The sequence below is a fragment of the Nocardioides sp. NPDC047086 genome (assembly GCF_040643685.1).
Taxonomy (GTDB): Bacteria; Actinomycetota; Actinomycetes; order Propionibacteriales; family Nocardioidaceae; genus Nocardioides.
This window is the reverse complement of the sequence record NZ_JBEYUV010000025.1, coordinates 68,490-90,455: the sequence shown is the minus strand read 5'-3', so window position 1 is coordinate 90,455 and position 21,966 is coordinate 68,490. Positions and strand designations below refer to the sequence as shown.

The following is a 21,966-nucleotide window of genomic DNA, read 5'->3' as shown; positions in this document are numbered from 1 at the left end:
TTGGCGATGACGGCCTTGACGGACTCGGCCTCGATGCGGGCCTGGGCGGGGTCGTAGACGCCGCAGGGCAGGTCGCAGTGGGCCGAGACCTCGATGGTGGGAGCGAAAAGTCGCGCGAACATGCGGGTCCTCTCAAAGAGTGTTCATGTGTCCTACGGATTGCGACACTACTCCGCATGGAAGACATCGCGGCCAGGGCACCCCGACACAGCTGGGGAATGGCGAAGGTCGTAGGGGTCTCGATGGAGCCGACGTTGCGGGCAGGGGACCGGTTGTGGGTCTCCTACGGACGTACGCCGGTGCCCGGGTGCGTGGTCGTCGCCCGGCTCGCCGACGGGGCGGTCGTGGTGAAGCGGGCCGTGGAGCGGCGTACGACCGCGTCGGGTCGCTCCGGATGGTGGCTGCTCTCGGACAATCCGGCCGCTCCGGGGGTGATCGACTCCCGTCATCGCGGGCCCGTGGCGGATGCCGACGTGCACGGTGTCGTCGTGGCGCGGCTGTGGCCGCGACCGCGGATTCTGGGTGAGTCTCTGGATGAGCCCTCCAGATGAGGGCTTCGTCACCTGTAGGAAACATCAACCGCTTCCTCGGGTAACCTGTGGGAAACTGCCATCCGGGCATCACATCCCTGTAGATGGCGCCTTGCGCGGCTCCACCCTCGGCTCGCGTTCGACCGCCCGACGTCCGAGTCCGTAGTTTCTGGAGGCCCCCAATGACCGAGTCCACCCTGTCCACCGAGACCACCGCCTATGACGGCGACCCGGTGTTCGAGCTTCACCGCGGCGGCAAGATGGCGATCGCGGCGACCGCATCGGTCTCTGACAAGGCATCGCTGTCGATGGCCTACACCCCCGGTGTCGCCCGGGTCTGCACCGCGATCGCCGAGAACCCGGAGCTGGCCCACACCTACACCTGGGTGCCCAACACCGTCGCGGTCGTCACCGACGGCACCGCGGTCCTCGGTCTCGGTGACATCGGCCCGTCCGCCGCGATGCCGGTGATGGAGGGCAAGGCGGTGCTGTTCAAGGAGTTCGGCGGCGTCGACTCCATCCCGATCTGCCTGGACACCACCGACGTCGACGAGATCGTCGAGACCGTCATCCGGATGGCGCCGAGCTTCGGTGGGATCAACCTCGAGGACATCTCCGCGCCCCGCTGCTTCGAGATCGAGGACCGCCTCAAGGAGGCGCTCGACATCCCGGTCTTCCACGACGACCAGCACGGCACCGCCGTGGTCACGCTGGCCGCGCTGATGAACGCGCTGAAGCTGACCGGCCGCAACCCGGAGTCGACCCGTGTGGTCATCTCGGGCGCCGGTGCCGCCGGGGTCGCGGTCGCCAAGATCCTGCTCGAGTTCGGCATCAAGGACCTCGCCCTGCTCGACCGCAAGGGCGTCATCTCCTCCACCCGCTCGGACCTGACCGCGTCGAAGAAGGCGATCGCCGAGGTGACCGCGGACGTCACCGGCCGCACGGGCTCGCTCGCCGACGCCCTCGACGGCGCCGATGTCTACGTCGGCGTCTCCGGCGGCACCGTCCCCGAGGAGCTCGTCGCGACCATGGCCGAGAAGGCGATCGTCTTCGCGATGGCCAACCCCAACCCGGAGATCCACCCCGACGTCGCGCACAAGTACGCCAGCATCGTCGCCACCGGCCGCTCGGACTTCCCCAACCAGATCAACAACGTCCTCGCCTTCCCCGGCATCTTCCGGGGCGCGATCGACGTGCACGCCTCCTCGATCACCGAGGGGATGAAGCTCGCCGCCGCGCAGGCGCTGGCTGCGCTGGTCGGCGACGAGCTCTCCGAGTCGAAGGTCATCCCGGAGCCGTTCGACCCGCGTGTCGGCCCCGCGGTCGCTGCTGCGGTCGCCGAGGCCGCTCGGGCTGACGGGGTCGCTCGGGCCTGAGCGTTCCTTCGTCAAGGTATGCAGCCGAAGGACCGCTTCCCTCGCGGAGCTCCCCGAGGGAAGCGTCCCGCCATCTGCATACCTTGATCGAGGATCCACCAGGGTCGGTAGTGTCGGGCGCATGTTCGCTGCGTACGCCGAGAAGTTCTCATCCGACGACCCGATCTCCGGCCTCGTGCTGGGGGAGCGGCCCGACCCTGTCGCTCCGGACGGTTGGACGACGGTCACCGTCAAGGCCGCCTCGCTCAACCACCACGACCTCTGGTCGCTGCAAGGGGTCGGGCTCAAGGCCGAGGCACTGCCGATGATCCTGGGCTGCGACGCGGCCGGGCTCGACGAGGACGGCAACGAGGTCGTGGTGCACTCGGTGATCTCCTCGCCCGACTGGACCGGCGACGAGACCCTCGACCCGAAGCGGTCGCTGCTCTCCGAGCGTCATCAGGGCACCTTCGCCGAGAAGGTGATCGTGCCGCGTCGCAACGTGGTGCCGAAGCCGGCCGGGATGTCGTTCGAGGAGGCCGCCTGCCTGCCGACGGCATGGCTGACGGCCTACCGGATGCTGTTCACCCAGGGTGGGCTCAAGGCCGGCGACTCGGTGCTGGTGCAGGGCGCCGGCGGTGGCGTGGCCACCGCGGCGATCACGCTCGCCCGGGCGGCGGGCCTGAAGGTCTACGCGACCTCGCGTGACGAGGCGAAGCAGAAGCGTGCCCTCGAGCTCGGTGCCCACGAGGCGCTGCCGTCGGGGGAGAGGCTGCCGGTCAAGGTCGACGCGGTGATCGAGACCGTCGGGCGGGCGACCTGGAAGCACTCGGTGCGCTCGCTGCGTCCGGGTGGGGCGATCATCATCAGCGGCACCACCTCGGGGGCGAACCTCGACGACGCGCTGCTGACCAACATCTTCTTCCTGCAGCTGAAGGTGATTGGCTCGACGATGGGCACCCGCAACGAGCTGGCGAGCCTGGTCTCGCTGCTCGAGGCCACCGGCGCGCGGCCGCTGATCGACCGCACCATGCCGCTGACCGAGGCCAAGGCCGGCTTCGAGGCGATGCACGCCGGTGATCTCTTCGGGAAGGTCGTCTTCACCCTGTGACACCGCATGCCGTGACAGCTGCTGTGTGACGTACGGAATATCGTTCGACTCCCCCCGGTTCTGCAAGGGACCATTGAGTGTCAGCGCCGGGGGGCTCGAAAAGTTTCTCGTGGCGTGATGTCGAAATCGGCGCTGCCCGTTCGATCTATGTATGAGAGCGGGCGGCACCGGGCCCCTGCGCACGACCCGAGGAACTAGTCATGACTGCTGCCGTCACAACATCGCATCGTCCGGCCGACGGTGAGAAGCGGCGTACGCCTGCCGTCATCACTCTGCTCGTGCTGGCCACCTTCGTGGTGATCCTCAACGAGACGATCATGCTCAACGCGATCCCGAACCTGATGAACAGCTTCGGGGTCACCGAGCATGCCGCCCAGTGGGTCTCGACCGCGTTCATGCTCACCATGGCCTCGGTGATCCCGGTGACCGGCTGGTTCCTGCAGCGGGTGACGACCAGGACCGCGTACGCGACGGCCATGGCCGTCTTCATCGCCGGCACCCTGATCTCGGCGATCGCGCCGGTCTTCGGGGTCCTGCTCGCCGGCCGCGTCATCCAGGCGGCCGGCACCGCGGTGATGATGCCGCTGCTGATGACCACGCTGATGACGGTGGTCGACGAGAGCGACCGTGGCCGGGTGATGGGCAACGTCACCATGGCGATCTCGGTCGCGCCGGCGCTCGGGCCGACCCTGTCCGGTCTGATCCTGGGCTTCGGCTCGTGGCGGCTGCTCTTCCTGCTGGTCCTGCCGATCGCCGTCGGGGTCGCCTGGTCCGGGCTGCGCCGGCTGGAGAACGTCAACGAGCCCGCGGAGTCGAGCGTGGACTGGGCCTCCGTGGTCATCGCCGCGCTCGGGTTCGGCTCGCTCGTGTACGGCCTGAGCCGGTTCGCCGAGGGTGAGGTCGGGCTTCCGCTGGTCATCGCGGGGCTCGGCGCCCTGCTGATCCTCGGGTTCGTGCTCCGTCAGCTCCGGCTGCAGCGGGTCGGCTCGCCCCTGCTGGATCTGCGCGCGTTCCTGCACCCCACGTTCACCAAGTCGCTGGTTCTGATGGCCATCGCGTTCCTGGCGATGATGGGCTCGATGATCCTGCTGCCGCTCTACCTGCAGACCGTGCGCGGGCTCTCTCCGCTCTACACCGGTCTCCTGGTGATGCCGGGCGGTCTCGCCATGGGTCTCCTCGGGCCGACCGTGGGGCGGATCTTCGACACCTACGGTGGCCGGGTGCTCGTCATCCCGGGTTCCGTCGGAATCGTGGTCGCTCTCGGCGGGCTCTCGCAGATCTCGCTGACGACGCCCTACGCGCTCGTGCTGGTGCTGCACCTGATCCTGATGGTCAGTCTGGCCGCCGCCTTCACCCCGGTCTTCACGCTGGGTCTCGGGTCGCTGCCGTCACACCTCTACTCCCACGGCTCCTCGATCCTGGGCACGCTGCAGCAGGTCGCGGCCGCGTTCGGCACCGCCTTGGCGGTCACCGTGATGTCCGTACGCAGCGACCAGGTCATCGACGAGGTCGGTGCCGTCGCGGCTCACGTGAGCGGCCTGCAGGCCGCGTTCCTCGTCAGCGCCGGATTGGCTCTGATCGTGGTCGTGATGGCGGTCCTGCTGCCGGCTCGGGCGGAGGGGCACGAGGAGGCTGCCGCGGAGCCTGCGGCGGAGCCCGAGGCGGACCCTTCGACAAGCTCAGGACATCGCCTCGAGGCGGATCTTGACGCCGAGCTCGCCGAACTGTGCGAGCACGGGCGCGAGCCTGCGGTGTGCGGCTGCTGAGTCGGTCCTACGACTCCGAGCGCCACTGATAGACGCCGATCAGCAGCATCCTCAGCTGGGTGCGCACGGTCGCGACGATCTGCTCCTCCTGCTCGGGACGGGAGGTGGAGAGGATCTGCTCCGCGGTGGCGACCAGCACGTTCACGAACAGCGACGAGAGCACGTGCAGGTCCTTGGCCGTCCAGGCGTCGGTACCGGTCATCAGTGCCAGGTCGGTGGCGAGCTCGCGCTCGCAGAGCTCGATCTCGCGTCGGATGGCATCACGCACCGAACGCGGGCCGGCGACGCGCTCGCGGGCGATGAAGCCGAAGTGGTCGCGGCGCCGGTGGACGTGGTCGACGAGGGCATCGATCGAGCCGTCGACGACATCCTGGTCGGCCCGGGCGTTGCGGCGTACGTCGCGGAAGAGGTCGCGCAGCGAGTCGAAGGATTCCTCGACCAGCGCCAGTCCGAGCGACTCGATGGAGTCGAAGTGGCGGTAGAACGCGGTCGGCACGATGCCGACCTGCTTGGCGACCTGGCGTAGCGAGAGCGCGGTCAGCGAGCTGTCGGAGCAGAGCTCCAGCGTCGCGTCCAGGATCGCTCGCCGGGTCCGGAGCTTGCGCTCCGCACGGCTCTCCGGCTCCGCACCCGTCTCGATCACCAGACCATCCTAGGGGCAGCGGCCGGTGGGCCGTCAGGTGCACGCCTGTACACCGTGATCTGGACCACGTGCGTGGTGTCTTGACGCGTACGCCAGTGACCCACCATGGTTGTCGGTGTACAGATGTTCACTGAAAGGCGAAACACATGGCACTCGACCTCGGCGGCCGGATCCTCCGCTCCCGCACGGTTGCGGCGCTCGCCTCACCGCATGGCATCGACCGCTATCTGACCGAGATCAACCCGATGCTGGCCGCGCACGAGGTGCGCGCCCGCATCACCGACATCCACCCGGAGGTGAGCGCGCCCGGCGCGCCCCGAGTGGCGACCGTGACGCTCCAGCCCACCTCGACCTGGCGCGGCCACCGTGCCGGTCAGCACGTGACCGTCGGCATCGACACGGGGGAGGGGCGGCGTACGACCCGCGTCTTCACCGTCTCCAACACCGAGGGCAAGCCGGGTGAGCCGCTCACCATCACGGTGCGTGCTCACGACGACGAGCACGCGACTCCCTACAGCATCTCCAAGTTCCTGACCGAGCGAGCCACCGTCGGCACGCTGGTGCACCTGTCCCAGGCCGAGGGCGACTTCGTCCTTCCCGACCGCGTGCCCGAGCACATCGTGCTGATCTCGGGTGGCTCCGGCATCACCCCGGTGATGTCGATGCTGCGCTCCCTGCAGCGGCGTACGCACCGGGGCAAGGTCAGCTTCCTGCACTGGGCGCCCAGCGCCGACCGCCAGATCTTCGCCGACGAGCTCGAGGAGATCCGTCACCAGGGCCATGGCGTCGACCTGCACATCCTCCACACGGCCGACGGGGCGCCCTACCTGTCCCCGGCGCTGCTGGAGAAGCTGGTCCCGGGATATCAGGACCTGCCGACCTGGGCCTGCGGACCGGCGTCGCTCATCGAGGCCGCCCAGGCTGCGTACGACGGCACCGAGTCGCTCCGGGTGGAGTACTTCAAGCCGCCGAAGACCGCCGGCGTGGCCGGTGGCGAGATGGAGTTCGCGCGCACCGGCAAGACCGTCGCCAACGACGGCGCCACGATCCTCGACCAGGCCGAGGCCGCGGGGCTGAGCCCCGAGTCCGGCTGCCGGATGGGGATCTGCTTCTCCTGCACGACCAACAAGAGCTCCGGACGCGTCCGCAACGTGCTGACCGGCGAGACCTCCGAGCTCCCCGACGAACAGATCCGGATCTGCGTGAGCACGCCCGAGGGCGACTGCTCCGTGGACCTCTGACGATTCCTTCAAGGAGACACCCCCATGACCACTGTTGAGAAAACCGGCAACCGCCGCCTCTCTGCCGAGGAGCTCGAAGCCTTCGGCGCCGAGATGGACGCCATCCGCCAGCGGATCGTCGCCGACCTCGGCGAGAAGGACTCGGCGTACATCTACGACATCGTCAAGAAGCAGCGCGCCTTCGAGCTCGCCGGCCGCGCGCTCTTCTACCTGCCCGTGATCGGCTGGGTCCCCGCCGTCGCCTGCCTGTCGATCTCCAAGATCCTCGACAACATGGAGATCGGGCACAACGTCATGCACGGCCAGTACGACTGGATGGGCGACCCCGACCTCAACTCGCGCATGTTCGAGTGGGACAACGTCTGCCCCTCCGACCAGTGGAAGTACTCCCACAACTACATCCACCACACCTTCACCAACGTCCTCGGCAAGGACCGCGACATCGGCTACGGCATCCTGCGGATGGACGAGGACCAGAAGTGGCACCCCTACTTCCTGGGCAACCCGGTCTACGCGTTCCTGCTGATGGTCTTCTTCGAGTGGGGCGTCGCGATGCACGACCTCGAGGTCGAGAACATCGTCGCCGGCAAGCGGAAGATGTCGGACAACGCCGAGCTGCACCGCGGCCTCATGAAGAAGGTCAAGCGCCAGGCGCTGAAGGACTACGTGCTCTTCCCGCTGCTCACCGGTCCGCTGGCGCCGCTGACGTTCCTCGGCAACGGTGTGGCGAACCTGGTGCGCAACATCTGGGCGTTCAACATCATCTTCTGCGGCCACTTCCCGGCCGGCGTCGCCTCCTTCTCGCAGGAGGAGTGCGAGGACGAGACCCAGGGTCACTGGTACTACCGCCAGCTCCTCGGCTCCGCCAACATCACCGGCGGGCGCATCTTCCACCTCATGTCCGGGAACCTGTCCCACCAGATCGAGCACCACCTCTTCCCCGACCTCCCCGCGCGCCGCTACCCGGAGATCGCCGAGGAGGTCCGCGAGATCTGCGAGCGCTACGACCTGGCGTACAACGCCGGTCCGCTGCACCAGCAGTTGTGGGGCGTCTTCAAGAAGATCTGCAAGTACGCCCTCCCCGACCGCAAGCGCTCCGCCGCCGACGACGTCGAGACCGCTCCCGCGCTTCAGGGGGTCGCGGCATGACGCCTGACCAGCCACAATGGGTTGTCATGGAGCCCGAGCTGAGCAAGAACGAGATCCGCAAGGATGTCGCCCAGAGTGCCGTCGAGGTCACCGCGACCACCGTCGGCCAGGTCGCGGTCATCATCACCGGCGCCGTACGTGACGTGGCCGGTGCCATCGGCGGCATGGCCACCGAGCTCTTCGAGCTCCGTGCCGCCGCCAAACGAGCCGAGAAGGACCTCGCCGAATAGGTAGTTCTGACGGCCGAATCCGCAGTTGTGGGCGACGAAACCCTGGTTTCGTCGCCACAATTGATTTCTCGGCTCGCCAGAGGTGAGGATTCGGCGGCGTCAGTCCTCGGGGTCGTCGAGGCGGGCCAGCCAGGTGGCGAGCCGCTCGATGGCCGTCTCGTGCTCGGGGTGGACGTCGACGAATGCCTGGAGCTGCTCGGCCAGCCAGGCGAGGGTGACCTCATCGTCGCCCCTTCGGGTGACGAGCTCCTCGATGCCGCGGTCGGTGAAGTACATGGGTCTCAGTCTTTCATTCTGCGTTCAGTGGTGAGTCGGAGGCCGGGCCGCCGGAGAGACCGCGTACGACCATCCCGAGCGTGGCGTTGATGAGCCGGTCGCGCTCGGCGTCGGGGCAGGCGGCGTAGGGGCCGTCGATGAGCAGGACCGCGAGGCCGTGGACGGTGGACCAGGCCGCCGTCTCGGCGTCGGGGCGAAGCTCCGGGGCCAGCCAGCCGGCTGCGACGAGGTCGTCGAGGGCCGTGGTGAGGAAGGCGTACGGCGGGGCCTCGGCGAGGATCGTGGAGAGCTCCCCGGGCGGGTGTGCGTCTCCGTCGTGCGGGCGGAGGAAGGCGGTCCGGAACAGGCCGGGCTGGGCGAGCGCGAAGCGGATGTAGCCGCGCCCGGCCGCGGCGAGACGCTGCACCGCCGCCTCGGCCGGATGCGGGGACGGCTTCTCGGCAGCCAGGAGGTCGAGGATCGTCGCGGCCAGCCTGTCCATGGCTTCGTGCTTGGCGGCGACGACCAGGTCGGCCTGGTTGGCGAAGTGGCGGTAGGTCGCGGTCGGGGTCACGCCGACGGCGCGGGCCGCGGCCCGGATGGTCACGGCGTCCGGGCCGCCCTCCTCGGCAAGTGCCGCGGCCGCATGGACCAGCGCGTTGCGGAGGTCGCCGTGGTGGTAAGGCCGGACGCCCTCGTCCGAGCTCTCTGAGGATTTCACGGAATTCATGTTGACACCTACCCACATCAAAGGGAAAGTTAACACCTACAAAGTTTACGCCTGTCCACATTCATTCTGGAGGAATCGTGTTCCACCGACTCGGCACCCTTGTGGTGCGAAATCCGCGCCGGGTCCTGGTGATCGGCCTGGTCGCCCTCCTCGGCGCGATCTATCTGGCCACCTCGGCCTTCGGCAAGCTCGACGACGCCGGCTTCGACGACCCCGCCTCGGAGAGCAGCCGCGCAGCCATCGCGCTGGAGGAGGGGTTCGGCAACGAGGCCGGGTTCCTCCTGACTGTCAGCGCCGCCGACGGCGCAGTGACCGAGGGCACCGCCGCCAAGGACGCTCAGGCGCTCGTCGATCGCCTCCGAGCCGATGACGACCTGACCGACGTCGCCTCCTACCTCGACGCCCCCGGTCCCGGCATGGTCTCGGACGACGGCACCCACGGACTGATCTCCGTCGGCGCGAAGAACCCGGACAGCGTCGACGCCGCCGCGGTGATCGACCGCTACACCGACGAGACCGCGACTGATGGGGCCACGACGGTCCACGTCGGCGGTCAGCTCGCGACCTTCGAGGAGGTCGGCACCCAGATCGGCGCCGACCTGGGTCTCGCCGAGGCGATCGCGATCCCGCTGATGATCGCGCTGCTGGTCCTCGCCTTCGGTAACGTCGTCGCCGCCTTCGTCACCATCGGAGTCGGCGGGTTCGCCATCGCCGGCACCTTCGCCGAGCTCTCGGTGCTCGGCAACTTCACCGACGTCTCCATCTACGCCCTCAACCTGACGACCGGCCTCGGGCTCGGCCTCGCGGTGGACTACGGCCTGCTGATGGTGGCGAGGGTCCGCGAGGAGCGGGCCGCCGGAGCGGAGCACGCCGATGCCGTCGTGCGCGCGGTGGAGACCGCCGGCCGGACGATCGTCTTCAGCGCCACCACGGTCGCGGTCTCACTGGCCTCGCTGCTGTTCTTCCCACTCTACTTCCTGCGCTCCTCGGCGTACGCCGGCATCGGGGTCATGGTGATCACCGCCGTGGTCGCGGTCGTGCTGCTCCCTGCCACGATCACCCTCCTGGGAGATCGGATCGACGCCCTCCGCGTCCCCGGCGTACGCGGTCTGCGCGGTGGCGCGGCCCCGTTCTGGACCCGGCTGGCCCGCTCCGTCACCAGGCAGCCGTGGGTCGCGCTCCCCGTCGTGGCCGTTCTGCTCGCGATGGCCGCGCCACTGGCCGGGATCGAGTTCGGCACCCCCGACGACAGGGTTCTCCCGGCATCGGCGGGGAGCCGCCAGGCCGGCGACCTGCTTCGCGAGGAGTTCGACGGCGACGGCACCAGCCCTATCCGCGTCGTGACCACCTCGGCCGTCGACGACGCGAGCCTGGTGACGTACGCCGCCGACCTCTCCCGGGTCGCCGACGTCGACCGTGTCGACGCCCGTGTCGGGACGTACGTCGACGGCACCCTCGCCTCGAAGACACCGGCCCTCCCGCCCGGTGACGGCGCGGACGAGCTCGCCGTCGTCAACCAGCTCGACCGCCAGTCCGAGGAGGCGCGTGACCTGGTCCGCGACGTACGTGCCGTCCCGGCACCAGCCGGGACCGAGGCTCTCGTCGGTGGCGGCGCGGCGGAGCTGTTGGACTCCCTGGACGCGATCGGCGCCAAGCTCCCGTTCGCCGCAGGCGGGCTCGCGATCGCGATGGTGGTGATCCTGTTCCTGTTCACCGGCAGCCTGGTCCAGCCGCTCCGGGCGCTGGTCCTCAACGTCATCGGCCTCGGCGCGACCGTCGGGACGACCGTGGTGATCTTCCAGGAGGGCTTCGGCGCCGACCTTCTCGGCTTCACCGCCATGCCGCTGAACGTCTCGATGGTCGTCCTGCTGCTGGTCATCGCCTTCGGCCTGTCGATGGACTACGAGGTCTTCGTGCTCGGCCGGATCACCGAGATGCGCCGACGTGGTCTGGGCAACGTCGAGGCGGTCGTGCAGGGGCTGGCTCACACCGGTCGGATCGTCACCACGGCCGCCGCCCTGATCGCGACCAGCTTCTTCGCGTTCATGGTCAGCGACATCAGCTTCATGAAGTTCTTCGGCCTCGGGGTCGGGCTGGCGATCCTCATCGACGCGGTCCTGATCCGCGGCATCCTGCTCCCGGCGGCCATGCGGGTGCTCGGCGAAGCCGCTTGGTGGGCGCCCCGCCCGTTGCGGCGCCTGCACCGCAAGGTCGGGCTCAGCGAGGAGCCGGTCCCGGTCCCCGTCTGAGTCGACCGGGGTGAGGACGTACGAAAGGTCCCTCGGTGCTCGCACCGAGGGACCTTTCGTACGTGCTGTGCGGGTATCGACTCGCGGTCACGGCCTCGCAGGCTCGGCCGTGCGCTCGCTCAACCCGCCCGGCCGACGCGGAGCGCTCCTACGTCGCGCTCCGCTGGCAGGGCGATCAGGCGAACGCGCGGTCGATGAGCTCCTTCTGCTCGGCCGTGTGCCGCTTGATGGTGCCGACGGCGGTGGTGGAGGAGGCCGTGCGGGTGATCGGCTCGACCTCGCGACCCAGCTCGGGGACCACGTTGAGGTAGTAGCTCGGCCACGGGCCCTGGTTGAAGGGCTCGTCCTGGACCCACTTGACCTTCGCGTCGGGGTACTTGGCGAGCTCGGCCGCGAGCTGCTCGGTCGGCCACGGGTAGAGCTGCTCGACGCGGACGATCGCGACGTCGTCGCGCTCCCGCTTCTTGCGCTCGACCGTGAGGTCCCAGGTGAGGCGGCCGGAGACCAGCAGGACGGTGCTGACCTTCGAGGCGTCCGCCTCGGTGTCGGCGATGACCGGCTGGAACGAGCCCGCGGTGAAGTCGGCCGGCTGGGAGGCGGCCTCCTTCCGGCGCAGCATCGACTTCGGGGTGAAGACGATCAGCGGCCGGTGCTCGGCGCCGAGGGTGTGCGTACGCAGCAGGTGGAAGTAGGACGCCGGCGAGGACGGCTGCGCCACGACCATGGCCTCGTCGGCGCACAGCGTGAGGAACCGCTCGATACGCGCCGAGGAGTGGTCGGCACCCTGACCCTCGTAGCCGTGCGGCAGCAGCAGCACGACACCGGAGTCCTGGCCCCACTTGGTCTTGCCTGCGGAGATGTACTCGTCGATCACCGACTGGGCGCCGTTGACGAAGTCACCGAACTGCGCCTCCCACACGACCAGTGCGTCCGGACGCGCGACCGAGTAGCCGTACTCGAAACCGAGGGCGGCGTACTCCGAGAGCAGCGAGTCGTAGACGTAGAACTTCGCCTGCTCCTCGGTCAGGTTGTTCAGCGGCGTCCACTCATCGGCGTTCTTGCGGTCGATGATGGTCGCGAAACGCGAGGCGAAGGTGCCGCGACGCGAGTCCTGACCGGCCAGACGCACCGGGCGGCCGTCGAGCAGGAGCGAGCCGAAGGCGAGGATCTCGCCGGTGCCCCAGTCGATGTTGCCTTCGGTGATCGCGGTCGCGCGGCGCTGCAGCTGCGGCATCACCTTCGGGTGGACCGTGAAGCCCTCCGGCGGGGTGACGTACGCATCCGCGATCCGCTTCAGCACATCGTTGGTGATCGCGGTGACGGTCTCGCCGGCAGGCTTCTCGGGGTAGTCCGGGACGGTCTCCCAGGCCTGCGGCATCTTGTCGGCCTCGCGCACCTCGGTGAAGACCTGCTCCAGGCGGGCCTGGTAGGCGGCCAGCACCTGCTCGGCCTCCTCGATGGTGATGTCACCACGACCGATCAGCGACTCGGTGTAGAGCTTGCGGACCGAACGCTTCTGCTCGATCAGGTCGTACATCATCGGCTGGGTGAACGACGGGTCGTCGCCCTCGTTGTGACCGCGGCGGCGGTAGCAGATGAGGTCGATGACGACGTCCTTGTTGAACGCCTGCCGGTACTCGAAGGCGAGCCGCGCGACGCGCACGCAGGCCTCCGGGTCGTCGCCGTTCACGTGGAAGATCGGCGCCTGGACCATCCGCGCGACGTCGGTGGCGTAGAGCGAGGAGCGGGAGGAGCCGGGCGAGGTGGTGAAGCCGACCTGGTTGTTGATGACCAGGTGGACGGTGCCACCGGTGCGGTAGCCGCGCAGCTGGGAGAGGTTGAGCGTCTCCGCGACCACACCCTGGCCGGCGAAGGCGGCGTCACCGTGGACCAGCAGCGGCAGCACCGGGAAGACGGCGCCCTGGTCGAGCACGTCCTGCTTGGCGCGGGCGATGCCCTCCAGGACCGGGTCGACGGTCTCGAGGTGGGACGGGTTCGCGGCGACGGAGACCTTGATCGTGTCGCCCAGGTCGGAGAGGAACTCGCCCTCGGCACCGAGGTGGTACTTCACGTCGCCGGAGCCCTGGACCGTGCGCGGGTCGATGTTGCCCTCGAACTCGCGGAAGATCTGGTTGTAGGACTTGCCGACGATGTTGGCGAGCACGTTGAGGCGGCCGCGGTGGGCCATCCCGATGGTGACCTCGTCCAGACCGGCCTCGGCAGCGGCCTCGCAGACCTCGTCGATGACCGGGATCGCGGTCTCGCCACCCTCGAGGGAGAAGCGCTTCTGGCCGACGAACTTGGTCTGCAGGAAGGTCTCGAAGGCCTCGGCCTCGTTGAGCTTCGACAGGATCCGGAGCTGCTCCTGGCGCGGGGTCTTGTCGTAGGGCCGCTCGACGCGGTCCTGGATCCACCGGCGCTGCTCGGGGTCCTGGATGTGCATGTACTCGATGCCGGTGGTGCGGACGTAGGAGTCACGCAGGACACCGAGGATCTCGCGCAGCTTCATGAACGGCTTGCGGCCGCCAGCGAACGAGCCCACCGGGAACTCGCGGTCGAGGTCCCACAGGGTCAGCCCGTGCGACTCGATCTGCAGGTCGGGGTGCGACCGCTGCTTGTACTCCAGCGGGTCGGTGTCGGCCATCATGTGACCACGCACGCGGTGGGCGTGGATGATCTCGCCGACCTTGACCTGCTTGGAGATCTGGTCGTCGTGGGTGGTGTCGATGTCCTGGTTCCAGCGGATCGGCTCGTAGGGGATCCGCAGCGACGCGAAGATCTCGTCGTAGAAGTCGTTCTCCCCGAGCAGGAGCCGGTGGACGGTGGCCAGGAACTCACCCGACTGGGCACCCTGGATGACCCGGTGGTCGTACGTCGAGGTCATCGTCATGATCCGCGAGACCGCGTTCTGGGCGAGCTTCGAGGGGGAGGCGCCCTGGAACTCGGGCGGGTAGTCCATCGAGCCGACGCCGATGATCGCGGCCTGGCCCTGCATCAGCCGCGGCACCGAGTTGTTGGTGCCGATGCCACCGACGTTGGTCAGGCTGACCGTGGTGCCGGAGTAGTCGGCCATGGACAGCTTGTTGTCCTTGGCCTTGCGGACGATGTCCTCGTACGCCGTCCAGAAGCCGGCGAAGTCCATCAGTTCGCAGCCCTTGATGGACGGCGCGACGAGCTGGCGGGTGCCGTCCTTCTTCTGCTGGTCGATGGCCAGACCGAGGTTGATGTGCGGCGGGGTCACCTGGGTCGGCTTGCCGTCGATCTCGGCGTAGGTGTTGTTCATCGCCGGCATCGCCTTGATCGCCTTGATGATGGCGTAGCCGATGAGGTGGGTGAAGGAGACCTTGCCGCCGCGGGCGCGCTTGAGGTGGTTGTTGATGACCGTGCGGTTGTCCCACAGCAGCTTGACCGGCATGTTGCGCACGGAGGTCGCGGTCGGCACCAAGAGCGACAGGTCCATGTTCTTGGCCGTGGCGGCGGGGATGCCGCGCAGCGTGGTGTAGGTCGGCTCGTCGGTGACGGCGACAGCGGTCGGCTTCGGGGCGTCCTTGGGAGTGGGCGTCGCGGTGCCCGTGGCCGGCTCGGCGGCCTGCGCGGCCGGGCGCGGCTTGGCCTTGGGAGCCGGAGCCGCCTTGGCCGCCGGCGCCTCGGCGGAGGCGGGCGTGGTCGGCGCGGGCGCGGTGGCCGGCGCGGGGGAGACCGGAGCCTTGGCTGCGGGGGCTGCGGCGGGCGTCGCCTTGGCCGCGGCGCCGTTCGGCGACGCGCCGGGCTGTCCGTTGGTCTCGAAGAACTTCACCCACACGGGGTCAACACTGCTGGGATCCTTCGTGTACTGGTCGTACATCTCCTCGACCAGCCACTCGTTGGCGCCGAATTCCGCTGGGATGTCGGCAGTGTTGGGGGACGGGGTGCCTGAGGACACGGCTTGATTCGCCTCTTCCGAATTTTCGCACTGTAAGAAATGGGTTGCCCACGGGCAAGGCTATCCCCCCGAACACGCAAATGCCCGACGCAGGCTCTCCCTGTGGACAGGATGTAATCCGTCCCACATCTTGCGTTACCTACCGGGTGTACTTGCAACCCGGGTCGGTATGCGTACAGTGGCCCGGTCCCGGAGCAGGTCGATGAGGCGGATTCCCCACATGACGAGCAGCAGTACGCGGCGCCTTCTGCGCGTCGCAACGGCACTCACGGCGGTGGCCCTGAGCAGCACCTTGGCGCTCACCGGATGCGGCGGCGAGCCTGACAAGTCGGCCTCCTCGCCGTCCCCGTCGCCGACTCCCGCGACCACGGTGAAGTCGGCCGCGAAGCTCGTCCACGTGCAGGGCAAGTTCCCCAGGAGCAGGCACCAGGCGGTCGCCACCAACGTGGCCAAGGCCGTCGACCGATGGCTGCAGGCGGCGTACGTCGGGGGCGACTACCCGCGCGCGACCTCCACCTTCACCGCGAAGTCCTTTCCGGGCTTCTCCAAGGTCGCGATCGCCCAGGCGGGCAAGCAGATGAGCCTGATGAGCAACGCCACGATCGCTCCTCACATCGACGGGGTCGAGGTGGCCGCCAGCGACATCCATGTCGACCTGCTGGCCAACAACAACTACCCGGTCGGTGCGGTCGCGCGAGTGCGGCTGGTCTACGACACCACCGGGGACCGCGTCGCGCGCCAGACCGTCCGCGGCACCCTGGACATGGTGCCGACCAAGACCTCCTGGGCCGTCTTCGGCTTCAACATCACCCGCGAGGAGAAGCTGGACACGCCTCCGTCCGCCTCGCCGAGCCCCTCGGGAGACAAGTCATGAGCCGGATGACGACGGTCCTGCGCCGCCGCATCCTGACCACGCTCGCGCTGGGTGTGGTGCTCGCGCTGACCGCGGTCCTGGTGCCCGACGCCGAGGTCGCCGAGCCGCGCGCGGAACTGATCGCGACCAAGTGGGCCAAGGGTCTCGACGTCGCCAAGTTCACCCGCAAGGGCGGCACGATCTGGGTCCTCGCCGTCGGCTCGGACGCCCGCCCCGGCCAGAAGGTCACCCGCACCCGTGGCGACGCGCTGCACCTGATCGGCTTCAACCCGTCCTCCGGCTATGCGACCGACATCAGCATCCCGCGCGACTCCTACGTCAACATCCCCGGCCACGGGCGCGACAAGATCAACTCGGCGCTCCTCTACGGCGGCCCGAAGCTGATGGGCCGCGCCGTCGGCAACCTGGTCGGCGTTCAGCCGCAGTACGTCTTCGTCACCTCCTTCTCCGGGATGAGCGACATGGTGATCGGGATCGGCGGCGTCGACGTCGACAACCCGCGTGCCTTCAGCGATCCGTACGTCGCGCCCTACGGCTTCAAGAAGGGCCGGATCCACATCAGCGGGCCGCACTCGGTCGACTTCGCCCGGGCCCGCAAGACGCTGCCCGGGGGCGACTTCGACCGCTCGGCCAACCAGTCCCGGGTGATCCGCGGCATCCACCGCAAGATCGTCGCCCGGCAGTACGACATCGGCTTCAAGGCCAAGGGAGTCTCGCTGGTGATGAAGAAGATGCACACCACCGGCCTCTCCGGCCGTGACCTCTACCAGCTCGCCAGCGCGGTCGCCGCGATCAACCCGAGCAAGGTCCGGACCTGCGTCGTTCCCGGTGGGATCGGCAACGCCGGCGCCGCCAGCGTCGTCTTCCCCAACGTCGGGGCGGCCCGGGCGATGGGCAACGACGCGCGCAACGACGGCCGCCTCAACCGCGGCTGCCGCGGCTGAGGACGAAGTCGCGCACCAGCGAAGCGATCCGCTCGGGGTGATCGGCGACCACCCAGTGTGAGCCTTCGACCCCGCGGACCGTCAGGTCCGTGACGTACGGCCGCGGTGCCTCGGTCGCCAGCGCCCGGCTGACGTAGGCGTCACCGACCGGGGCGATGACCTGGACCGGGACGGTGACCGGCCGCGGTTGCGGGCGCCCCATCCGGGCGGTCACGTTGGCGCGGTAGAGCTCGAGGCCGTTGATCCGGTCGGCCCGGGTGCGGTCCACGGCCGAGCCGCCGACGACCCGGTCGAGGAACCCGGAGCGCCAGGCGAGCTCGGGGAGCAGCGGGGCCAGGAAGATCCCGATGTAGGTCGACTCGACACCCTGCTTGAGACGCTCGAGGACGCCGCGGGCGGTCCCGCCGGGCGTACGCAGCCAGGCCCCGGTCTGGTCGAGGCTCGGCCCCGAGACCGAGGTGAACGACGCGATCCGCTCGGACGGCACGTTGCCGGCGACCGCATCCCAGGTCTGGGTCGAGCCCCAGTCGTGGCCGAGCAGGTGCACCGGCTCCGAGGGGCTGACCGCGTCGATGACGGAGTGCAGATCCGCGTTGAGCTGCTCGATCAGGTAGCCCTCGCGCGTCGCCGGTGCCTGGGAGCTGCCGTGGCCGCGTACGTCGTAGGTCACGATCCGCAGCTCGCTGCCGAGGATCCTGACCAGCGGGAGCCAGACGCTGGAGTTGTCGGGGTATCCGTGGACGCAGACCAGCGTCGGCCGGGTGTCGCCGGGAGACCCGAAGTCGGTGACGGCCACCCGGAGCCCGTCGGTGGTCGTCACGTAAAGGGTGCTCACGCGACCACCTCCGTGACGCGAGCGCCAGGATACGGACGCGGTCGCGTGTTGTTTCTTTGGTTCACTCGCTGGCGCTCGCTCACGTCGGCGAGGCTAGTCGGGCGGCGTTCACGCCGATCTGACACGATTCGCCCATGGACATCAGCTATCCGGTCACGATCGCCGCCGCTCGCACCTGGTTCAAGCTCGGCGACATCAAGATCAACATGACCGGCGCGGAGCACATCCCGGAGTCCGGTGGTGCCCTGCTGGCGGTCAACCACCTCTCCTTCGTCGACTACGTCATGGCCGGGTTCCCGGGTGTGGAGCGCGGCCGGCTGACCCGGTTCATCGCCAAGAAGGAGGTCTTCGACCACCCCGTCGGCGGCCCGGTGATGCGCTCGTTCCACCACATCCCGATCGACCGCAGCTACGGCGCGGCCGGGATGAAGAAGGCCGTCGAGTACCTCCAGAACGGAGAGGTCGTCGGGATCTTCCCCGAGGCCACCATCTCGCGCTCGTTCCTGATCAAGGACCTCAAGACCGGCACCGTACGCATCGCCGCCGACGCCGGGGTCCCGCTGATCCCCGTCGTGCTGTGGGGCACCCAGCGGATCATGACCAAGGGTCAGAAGGTCGACCTGTCGCGTCACAAGACGATCGGCATCGAGATCGGGCCGCCGCTGCCGGTGACCGGTGAGGACCCGGCCGCCGAGACCGCTGCGCTCAAGTCGCAGATGGAGGCCATGCTCGACCGGCTGATCAAGGCGCACCCCGCCGAGGAGCAGCCCCCGGGCTCGTGGTGGCTGCCAAAGGCGTACGGCGGCTCGGCCCCGACGCTCGAGGAGGCCGAGGCGATGTACGCCGAGGAGCGCCGGCTGCGCGCTCAGCGGAAGACTGCGAAGCGGCTGGCCAATAAGAAGAAGGCCTAGGTGGGGACGCCCGCGTGCTCGACCGCGGTCATCGCGGTGATGGCGACATCGAGGAACCCACCGACGACGTCGTCGTAGCTGTGGATGTTTCCCAGAGATGGACTCAGTCGGGGATCCTGCCCGGTGGCTCCGACAAGTCCGGCGATCGCCTCGCCGGCCTCTTCGCTCACCTTCGCAACTCTCCCCCAGAGAACGGCTTCCACGTCGCGATCGCCCTGGGACTCATCGAGCCACCGGGACAGGTACGCGAGCAGAGCCGGCGTAGCGTCGGTCATGCGGTGGGAGTCTAGGGCGGTTCCCGTAATTCGGTCGAGCCTTAGGTTTAAGGACTACTCGCCGGGCTGGTAGACGCCGAGCCGATTCCCGGACGGATCGGTGAAGATGAACCGGCGCCCTCCGGGGTAGTCGTAGGGCGGCTCGGCGATCGTGCCGCCGGCCTTCTCGACCGCCGCCACCGCTGCTTCCAGGTCGGTCGTCCGGATCAGCGGGAGCGGCGCGACGGGGGCCTCGGATACGTACATCCCGCCGTTCTCGTCCTTGCCGTCTGGCCCGACGATCCCGGCGTACATCCCGCCGTAGTCGTTGAAGGACCAGCCGAAGGCGGACTCGTAGAAGGTGCGGGAGCTCGGGAGGTCGGCGACCGCGAGCTCGAGGTAGTCGATGTGGCGTGCATTCATGCCGCTCGACGCTACCCGCGACCACCGACATCCGAGCCTGCGGCGCCGCGAGGGACGAGCGGCGGCGCTACGCGAGGAGGTCGAGCAAGCGCAGCGGGTGAGCCTGCGAACCCGCGAAGCGGGTCGAGACCCAGCCGTTCCGCGTCAGGATCGCCCGATCCGCAGCTCCTCAGGACTCAGCCGAAGGCGATCTCGAAGCCCTTGCCACGGAAGGAGCCGAGCTTGGTGGCATCGCGGAGGTAGGCGAGCGGGCCGTCGGGGTCGAAGTTCCAGCTCCCGCGCGCGGGCAGGAGCTTGGCGCGGCCCTTCATCGTGAGCCAGGCGGTGTCGGGGTGCTCCTCGATGCCCGGCTGCTCCACGCTGCCCTGCATCGGCAGGCGCGGAGCGATCTGGGTGACATCGTTGAACTTGGCCGTCGCGATCGGACCCTCGTCGTCGCTCGCCTCCCAGGTGTGGGTCGCCAGCGGCCCCTTGGTGGACGCGCCCCCGCTGAACTTGGCCAGTCCCTTCGGGATCGCCCACAACGTACGTCCGCCGGCCACGGAGTCGGGGGAGTCCACCCAGATGTCGACCACGCTGACCGCCTTCTTCCCATTGGACGCGGTGATCACCCGGGCCGAGAGGAGCTCGTGATAGGTCAGCGGGCTCGGCTCGGTGTAGTCGACCAGGGCGACGGCGTAGATGCCCTTCGGGTGACGCTCGTCGGCGTCGTGGGCGAGCCGGTAGACCGAGAGCCACATCGATCCGTGCATGTGCCAAGGGGCTGGGGGATAGCTGGTCACGTGGGTCTCCCGAATATTTTGGTGGGCCGTGTCGAAGCGGTCGAGCATCATTCGACGCGTAGGTGGCGATCGTCGCCACGAGTCACCCAAGGAGACCAGAGATGACCGACCAGGTGAAGGGCCCCGCCTCCTACTTCCCGTCCATCGAGAAGAAGTACGGCCGCCCGATCGCGGAGTGGCAGCAGATCATCCGTGACAGCGGGATCACCAAGCACATGGAGCTCGTGACCCATCTGAAGACCGAGTACGCCCTCGGGCACGGTCACGCCAACGCCCTGGTCGCCCACACCCTCGCCGAGGGCCTGTGACCCGAGTGTGTGCGTTGAACCCAATGCCGGTGGTCAGGTCAGAGATACGCGCCGATGCGCTCGGTGGTGGTCTCGACGCGGTGCCCGCCACCACGGGCGAAGAGCTCGGCGATGGTCATGTCATGCGTCACTGACGGGTCACTGGCCCACGCGCGGGCCTCGGCGGCAGGGAGCGCAGCAAACTCGACCTGCGAGAGGCAGCGACCGGGGCGCACGACGGCCGGGTGCAGCCGGGCGATGTCGTCGTTCGTCGTGAGCAGCACGTAGCAGTCGCGATCGCGTCCATAGAGACCGTCGGTGAGGTTGAGAAGCCGCCCGAGCGCCGGTCCTGAGCGTTCGCGAGCATCGACGCGCAGGTACTCGTCCGCGTCCTCGCAGACGATGAGCTTCGCCTTCGTGGGCTTGTCGTCCCCGTCGGCGTAGGAGTGGAGGAAGTGCGGCACGTTGCGGTGGGACCCAGATTCCACGATGGATCGGAGATATGTCGGATCGGTGAAGAACTGCTCGGCATCGGTGACCAGGTGGGTCTCGCACCACGGGGCCCACGCCGAGGCGAGACTGGTCACCGCATGGCTCTTGCCCGTGCCCGGCGAGCCGTACCAGAGCAGGAGCTTGCCCCCGGAAGGTGCCGTGGACATCTCCATGAGGGGGTCGATCCCTCGGGCAGTCGAAGTCGCGTAGTTGCGGCGGTTCACCTCCCAGGGCTCCTTGGGGATGTGCAGGGAGTCGAACTCTCCCTTGAAGCCCTCGGCCCACACCTTGATGTCGAGCTCGTCGGACTCAGGAGGCTCATGAACCGCCAGCAGAGCGGCCACGTCGTTCGTCACGTCCAACAGGCGCTGGTCGGTGTCGGCGTAGATCGCCACGTTCGTGCGCTCGGTGACGTGGATGGTCAGCGCGGCGCCGGCTGCCGTGGCGTACGCGAAGGCGAACCGGCTGCGCCTGTCGGTGCGGACCACCGTGAATCCCGAGGGAACGGTCTCTTCGAGAGGGGCGGCGAAGTCGCGGCTCACCACTGTTGACCGGTTCAGGGCACGGCTGCGCAGGCCCTCGACGATGTCGGCCAGCGTGGCAGCCTCGACAAGGTCGTGGTCAGTGGTGTCGACGCGTACGTCCAGCCCGGTTTCACGAATGCTCTGCAAGCTCTTCCCTCCGTAGTCGGCCTCGACTCTACGGGCGAGCACCGACACTCTTCGAACGGTTTAGAGCAGCTCAGAGGGACGCCGTAGGCTGCCACCTGTCCGATGCCGCCTGCTCGGCCTGAAATGAGAGAAACCGCTGGTCACCCAGCGGTTTCAACTGTGCCCCCGGCAGGAATCGAACCTGCGGCCTACGGTACCGGAAACCGGCGCTCTATCCCCTGAGCTACGGAGGCAGTGCACCGCCTGAGCAGTGCAGATGGAACCCTACAGGCTGGGACGGATAACGGTGAAACCGACTGGCGCTTATACGCT

The 21,966-nt window shown here is 68.5% G+C and carries 22 protein-coding genes and 1 tRNA gene; 12 read left to right on the top strand and 11 right to left on the bottom strand.

From position 1 onward, the window contains the following. The coding region (locus ABZ796_RS18295) for a superoxide dismutase [Ni] (RefSeq protein WP_357338711.1) at positions 1 to 122 on the bottom strand (122 nt) is incomplete at its 3' end. A 54-nt stretch (positions 123 to 176) separates the two neighbouring features. Here ABZ796_RS18295 and ABZ796_RS18290 point away from each other — a divergent pair. The 4 genes from ABZ796_RS18290 to ABZ796_RS18275 all read left to right on the top strand — a co-directional run bounded on the left by ABZ796_RS18290 (position 177) and on the right by ABZ796_RS18275 (position 4,762). After that, positions 177 to 551: a S24/S26 family peptidase gene (locus tag ABZ796_RS18290; RefSeq protein ID WP_357338710.1), complete on the top strand. Its 375-nt coding sequence runs from the start codon at positions 177 to 179 to the stop codon at positions 549 to 551. A 161-nt stretch (positions 552 to 712) separates the two neighbouring features. Continuing rightward, positions 713 to 1,906 carry an NADP-dependent malic enzyme gene (locus ABZ796_RS18285; RefSeq protein WP_357338709.1) on the top strand — a complete coding sequence of 398 codons (1,194 nt, stop codon included), beginning with the start codon at positions 713 to 715 and terminating at the stop codon, positions 1,904 to 1,906. 121 nt (positions 1,907 to 2,027) lie between these two features. Beyond that, the gene (locus ABZ796_RS18280; protein WP_357338708.1) at positions 2,028 to 2,996 is read left to right on the top strand and encodes a zinc-binding dehydrogenase; all 969 of its coding nucleotides are present in this window, start codon (positions 2,028 to 2,030) and stop codon (positions 2,994 to 2,996) included. 200 nt (positions 2,997 to 3,196) lie between these two features. Further along, the gene (locus ABZ796_RS18275) at positions 3,197 to 4,762 is read left to right on the top strand and encodes an MDR family MFS transporter (RefSeq protein ID WP_357338707.1); all 1,566 of its coding nucleotides are present in this window, start codon (positions 3,197 to 3,199) and stop codon (positions 4,760 to 4,762) included. 7 nt (positions 4,763 to 4,769) lie between these two features. Here the strand turns inward: ABZ796_RS18275 and ABZ796_RS18270 are convergent, their stop codons facing one another. Next, positions 4,770 to 5,405 (bottom strand): TetR family transcriptional regulator, encoded by a 636-nt coding sequence (locus ABZ796_RS18270; protein WP_357338706.1) that lies wholly within the window; start codon positions 5,403 to 5,405, stop codon positions 4,770 to 4,772. A gap of 146 nt (positions 5,406 to 5,551) precedes the next feature. Here ABZ796_RS18270 and ABZ796_RS18265 point away from each other — a divergent pair, with 146 nt between their 5' ends. From ABZ796_RS18265 to ABZ796_RS18255, 3 genes are read left to right on the top strand one after another with little or no spacing between them, the layout of a single operon-like run. Beyond that, entirely contained in the window at positions 5,552 to 6,646 is a 1,095-nt protein-coding gene (locus ABZ796_RS18265; protein ID WP_357338705.1) for an iron-sulfur cluster-binding domain-containing protein, read from the top strand. Positions 6,647 to 6,670: 24 nt separating this feature from the next. Further along, complete coding sequence (locus tag ABZ796_RS18260; RefSeq protein ID WP_357338704.1) at positions 6,671 to 7,795, top strand: acyl-CoA desaturase; 1,125 nt, start codon at positions 6,671 to 6,673, stop codon at positions 7,793 to 7,795. 26 nt (positions 7,796 to 7,821) lie between these two features. Further along, positions 7,822 to 8,025, top strand: coding sequence for a hypothetical protein (locus ABZ796_RS18255; RefSeq protein ID WP_357338703.1), 204 nt, complete (start codon positions 7,822 to 7,824; stop codon positions 8,023 to 8,025). 99 nt (positions 8,026 to 8,124) lie between these two features. Here the strand turns inward: ABZ796_RS18255 and ABZ796_RS18250 are convergent, their stop codons facing one another. Beyond that, entirely contained in the window at positions 8,125 to 8,301 is a 177-nt protein-coding gene (locus ABZ796_RS18250; RefSeq protein ID WP_357338702.1) for a DUF6104 family protein, read from the bottom strand. A 13-nt stretch (positions 8,302 to 8,314) separates the two neighbouring features. After that, positions 8,315 to 9,010 carry a TetR/AcrR family transcriptional regulator gene (locus tag ABZ796_RS18245; RefSeq protein WP_357338700.1) on the bottom strand — a complete coding sequence of 232 codons (696 nt, stop codon included), beginning with the start codon at positions 9,008 to 9,010 and terminating at the stop codon, positions 8,315 to 8,317. A 77-nt stretch (positions 9,011 to 9,087) separates the two neighbouring features. On the opposite strand from ABZ796_RS18245, the gene ABZ796_RS18240 reads away from it, so the two are divergent. After that, positions 9,088 to 11,259, top strand: coding sequence for an MMPL family transporter (locus ABZ796_RS18240; RefSeq protein ID WP_357338699.1), 2,172 nt, complete (start codon positions 9,088 to 9,090; stop codon positions 11,257 to 11,259). 175 nt (positions 11,260 to 11,434) lie between these two features. Here ABZ796_RS18240 and ABZ796_RS18235 read toward each other — a convergent pair whose 3' ends face one another. Beyond that, the gene (locus ABZ796_RS18235) at positions 11,435 to 15,181 is read right to left on the bottom strand and encodes a multifunctional oxoglutarate decarboxylase/oxoglutarate dehydrogenase thiamine pyrophosphate-binding subunit/dihydrolipoyllysine-residue succinyltransferase subunit (RefSeq protein WP_357338698.1); all 3,747 of its coding nucleotides are present in this window, start codon (positions 15,179 to 15,181) and stop codon (positions 11,435 to 11,437) included. A gap of 220 nt (positions 15,182 to 15,401) precedes the next feature. Between ABZ796_RS18235 and ABZ796_RS18230 the strand changes: the two genes are divergently transcribed. Beyond that, positions 15,402 to 16,055 carry a hypothetical protein gene (locus tag ABZ796_RS18230; protein ID WP_357338697.1) on the top strand — a complete coding sequence of 218 codons (654 nt, stop codon included), beginning with the start codon at positions 15,402 to 15,404 and terminating at the stop codon, positions 16,053 to 16,055. Then, on the top strand, positions 16,052 to 16,999 hold the full coding sequence (locus ABZ796_RS18225; RefSeq protein WP_357338696.1) for an LCP family protein: 948 nt from the start codon (positions 16,052 to 16,054) through the stop codon (positions 16,997 to 16,999). Before ABZ796_RS18230 ends, ABZ796_RS18225 begins: the two co-directional genes overlap by 4 nt. On the opposite strand, the gene ABZ796_RS18220 is transcribed toward ABZ796_RS18225, so the two are convergent. Further along, positions 16,977 to 17,834 (bottom strand): alpha/beta fold hydrolase, encoded by an 858-nt coding sequence (locus ABZ796_RS18220; RefSeq protein WP_357338695.1) that lies wholly within the window; start codon positions 17,832 to 17,834, stop codon positions 16,977 to 16,979. The two genes, ABZ796_RS18225 and ABZ796_RS18220, sit on opposite strands and share 23 nt — an antisense overlap. A gap of 134 nt (positions 17,835 to 17,968) precedes the next feature. Here ABZ796_RS18220 and ABZ796_RS18215 point away from each other — a divergent pair, with 134 nt between their 5' ends. Then, complete coding sequence (locus ABZ796_RS18215; RefSeq protein WP_357338694.1) at positions 17,969 to 18,745, top strand: lysophospholipid acyltransferase family protein; 777 nt, start codon at positions 17,969 to 17,971, stop codon at positions 18,743 to 18,745. Here the strand turns inward: ABZ796_RS18215 and ABZ796_RS18210 are convergent. The 3 genes from ABZ796_RS18210 to ABZ796_RS18200 form a co-directional block, all read right to left on the bottom strand. Then, positions 18,742 to 19,020, bottom strand: a complete 279-nt coding sequence (locus ABZ796_RS18210) for a MazG-like family protein (RefSeq protein ID WP_357338693.1) — start codon at positions 19,018 to 19,020, stop codon at positions 18,742 to 18,744. The two genes, ABZ796_RS18215 and ABZ796_RS18210, sit on opposite strands and share 4 nt — an antisense overlap. Before the next feature lie 54 nt (positions 19,021 to 19,074). Continuing rightward, positions 19,075 to 19,422, bottom strand: a complete 348-nt coding sequence (locus ABZ796_RS18205) for a VOC family protein (protein ID WP_357338692.1) — start codon at positions 19,420 to 19,422, stop codon at positions 19,075 to 19,077. Positions 19,423 to 19,598: 176 nt separating this feature from the next. After that, a complete protein-coding gene (locus ABZ796_RS18200) occupies positions 19,599 to 20,204 on the bottom strand; it encodes an acetoacetate decarboxylase family protein (protein ID WP_357338691.1) in 606 nt (201 codons plus the stop codon). Between the two features lie 101 nt (positions 20,205 to 20,305). On the opposite strand from ABZ796_RS18200, the gene ABZ796_RS18195 reads away from it, so the two are divergent. Beyond that, positions 20,306 to 20,512 carry a DUF4287 domain-containing protein gene (locus tag ABZ796_RS18195; protein ID WP_357338690.1) on the top strand — a complete coding sequence of 69 codons (207 nt, stop codon included), beginning with the start codon at positions 20,306 to 20,308 and terminating at the stop codon, positions 20,510 to 20,512. A 38-nt stretch (positions 20,513 to 20,550) separates the two neighbouring features. Here ABZ796_RS18195 and ABZ796_RS18190 read toward each other — a convergent pair whose 3' ends face one another. Next, the gene (locus ABZ796_RS18190) at positions 20,551 to 21,696 is read right to left on the bottom strand and encodes an AAA family ATPase (RefSeq protein WP_357338689.1); all 1,146 of its coding nucleotides are present in this window, start codon (positions 21,694 to 21,696) and stop codon (positions 20,551 to 20,553) included. Between the two features lie 118 nt (positions 21,697 to 21,814). Then, a tRNA-Arg gene (locus ABZ796_RS18185) sits at positions 21,815 to 21,887 on the bottom strand. Positions 21,888 to 21,966 lie beyond the last annotated feature (79 nt).

Bases quoted from the DNA above. Each gene is read 5' to 3' on its own strand.
- ABZ796_RS18290 (WP_357338710.1), top strand. From the start codon at position 177: ATGGAAGACATCGCGGCCAGGGCACCCCGACACAGCTGGGGAATGGCG.
- ABZ796_RS18285 (WP_357338709.1), top strand. From the start codon at position 713: ATGACCGAGTCCACCCTGTCCACCGAGACCACCGCCTATGACGGCGAC.
- ABZ796_RS18280 (WP_357338708.1), top strand. From the start codon at position 2,028: ATGTTCGCTGCGTACGCCGAGAAGTTCTCATCCGACGACCCGATCTCC.
- ABZ796_RS18275 (WP_357338707.1), top strand. From the start codon at position 3,197: ATGACTGCTGCCGTCACAACATCGCATCGTCCGGCCGACGGTGAGAAG.
- ABZ796_RS18265 (WP_357338705.1), top strand. From the start codon at position 5,552: ATGGCACTCGACCTCGGCGGCCGGATCCTCCGCTCCCGCACGGTTGCG.
- ABZ796_RS18260 (WP_357338704.1), top strand. From the start codon at position 6,671: ATGACCACTGTTGAGAAAACCGGCAACCGCCGCCTCTCTGCCGAGGAG.
- ABZ796_RS18255 (WP_357338703.1), top strand. From the start codon at position 7,822: ATGGAGCCCGAGCTGAGCAAGAACGAGATCCGCAAGGATGTCGCCCAG.
- ABZ796_RS18250 (WP_357338702.1), bottom strand. From the start codon at position 8,301: ATGTACTTCACCGACCGCGGCATCGAGGAGCTCGTCACCCGAAGGGGC.
- ABZ796_RS18245 (WP_357338700.1), bottom strand. From the start codon at position 9,010: ATGAATTCCGTGAAATCCTCAGAGAGCTCGGACGAGGGCGTCCGGCCT.
- ABZ796_RS18230 (WP_357338697.1), top strand. From the start codon at position 15,402: ATGACGAGCAGCAGTACGCGGCGCCTTCTGCGCGTCGCAACGGCACTC.
- ABZ796_RS18225 (WP_357338696.1), top strand. From the start codon at position 16,052: ATGAGCCGGATGACGACGGTCCTGCGCCGCCGCATCCTGACCACGCTC.
- ABZ796_RS18215 (WP_357338694.1), top strand. From the start codon at position 17,969: ATGGACATCAGCTATCCGGTCACGATCGCCGCCGCTCGCACCTGGTTC.
- ABZ796_RS18210 (WP_357338693.1), bottom strand. From the start codon at position 19,020: ATGACCGACGCTACGCCGGCTCTGCTCGCGTACCTGTCCCGGTGGCTC.
- ABZ796_RS18205 (WP_357338692.1), bottom strand. From the start codon at position 19,422: ATGAATGCACGCCACATCGACTACCTCGAGCTCGCGGTCGCCGACCTC.
- ABZ796_RS18195 (WP_357338690.1), top strand. From the start codon at position 20,306: ATGACCGACCAGGTGAAGGGCCCCGCCTCCTACTTCCCGTCCATCGAG.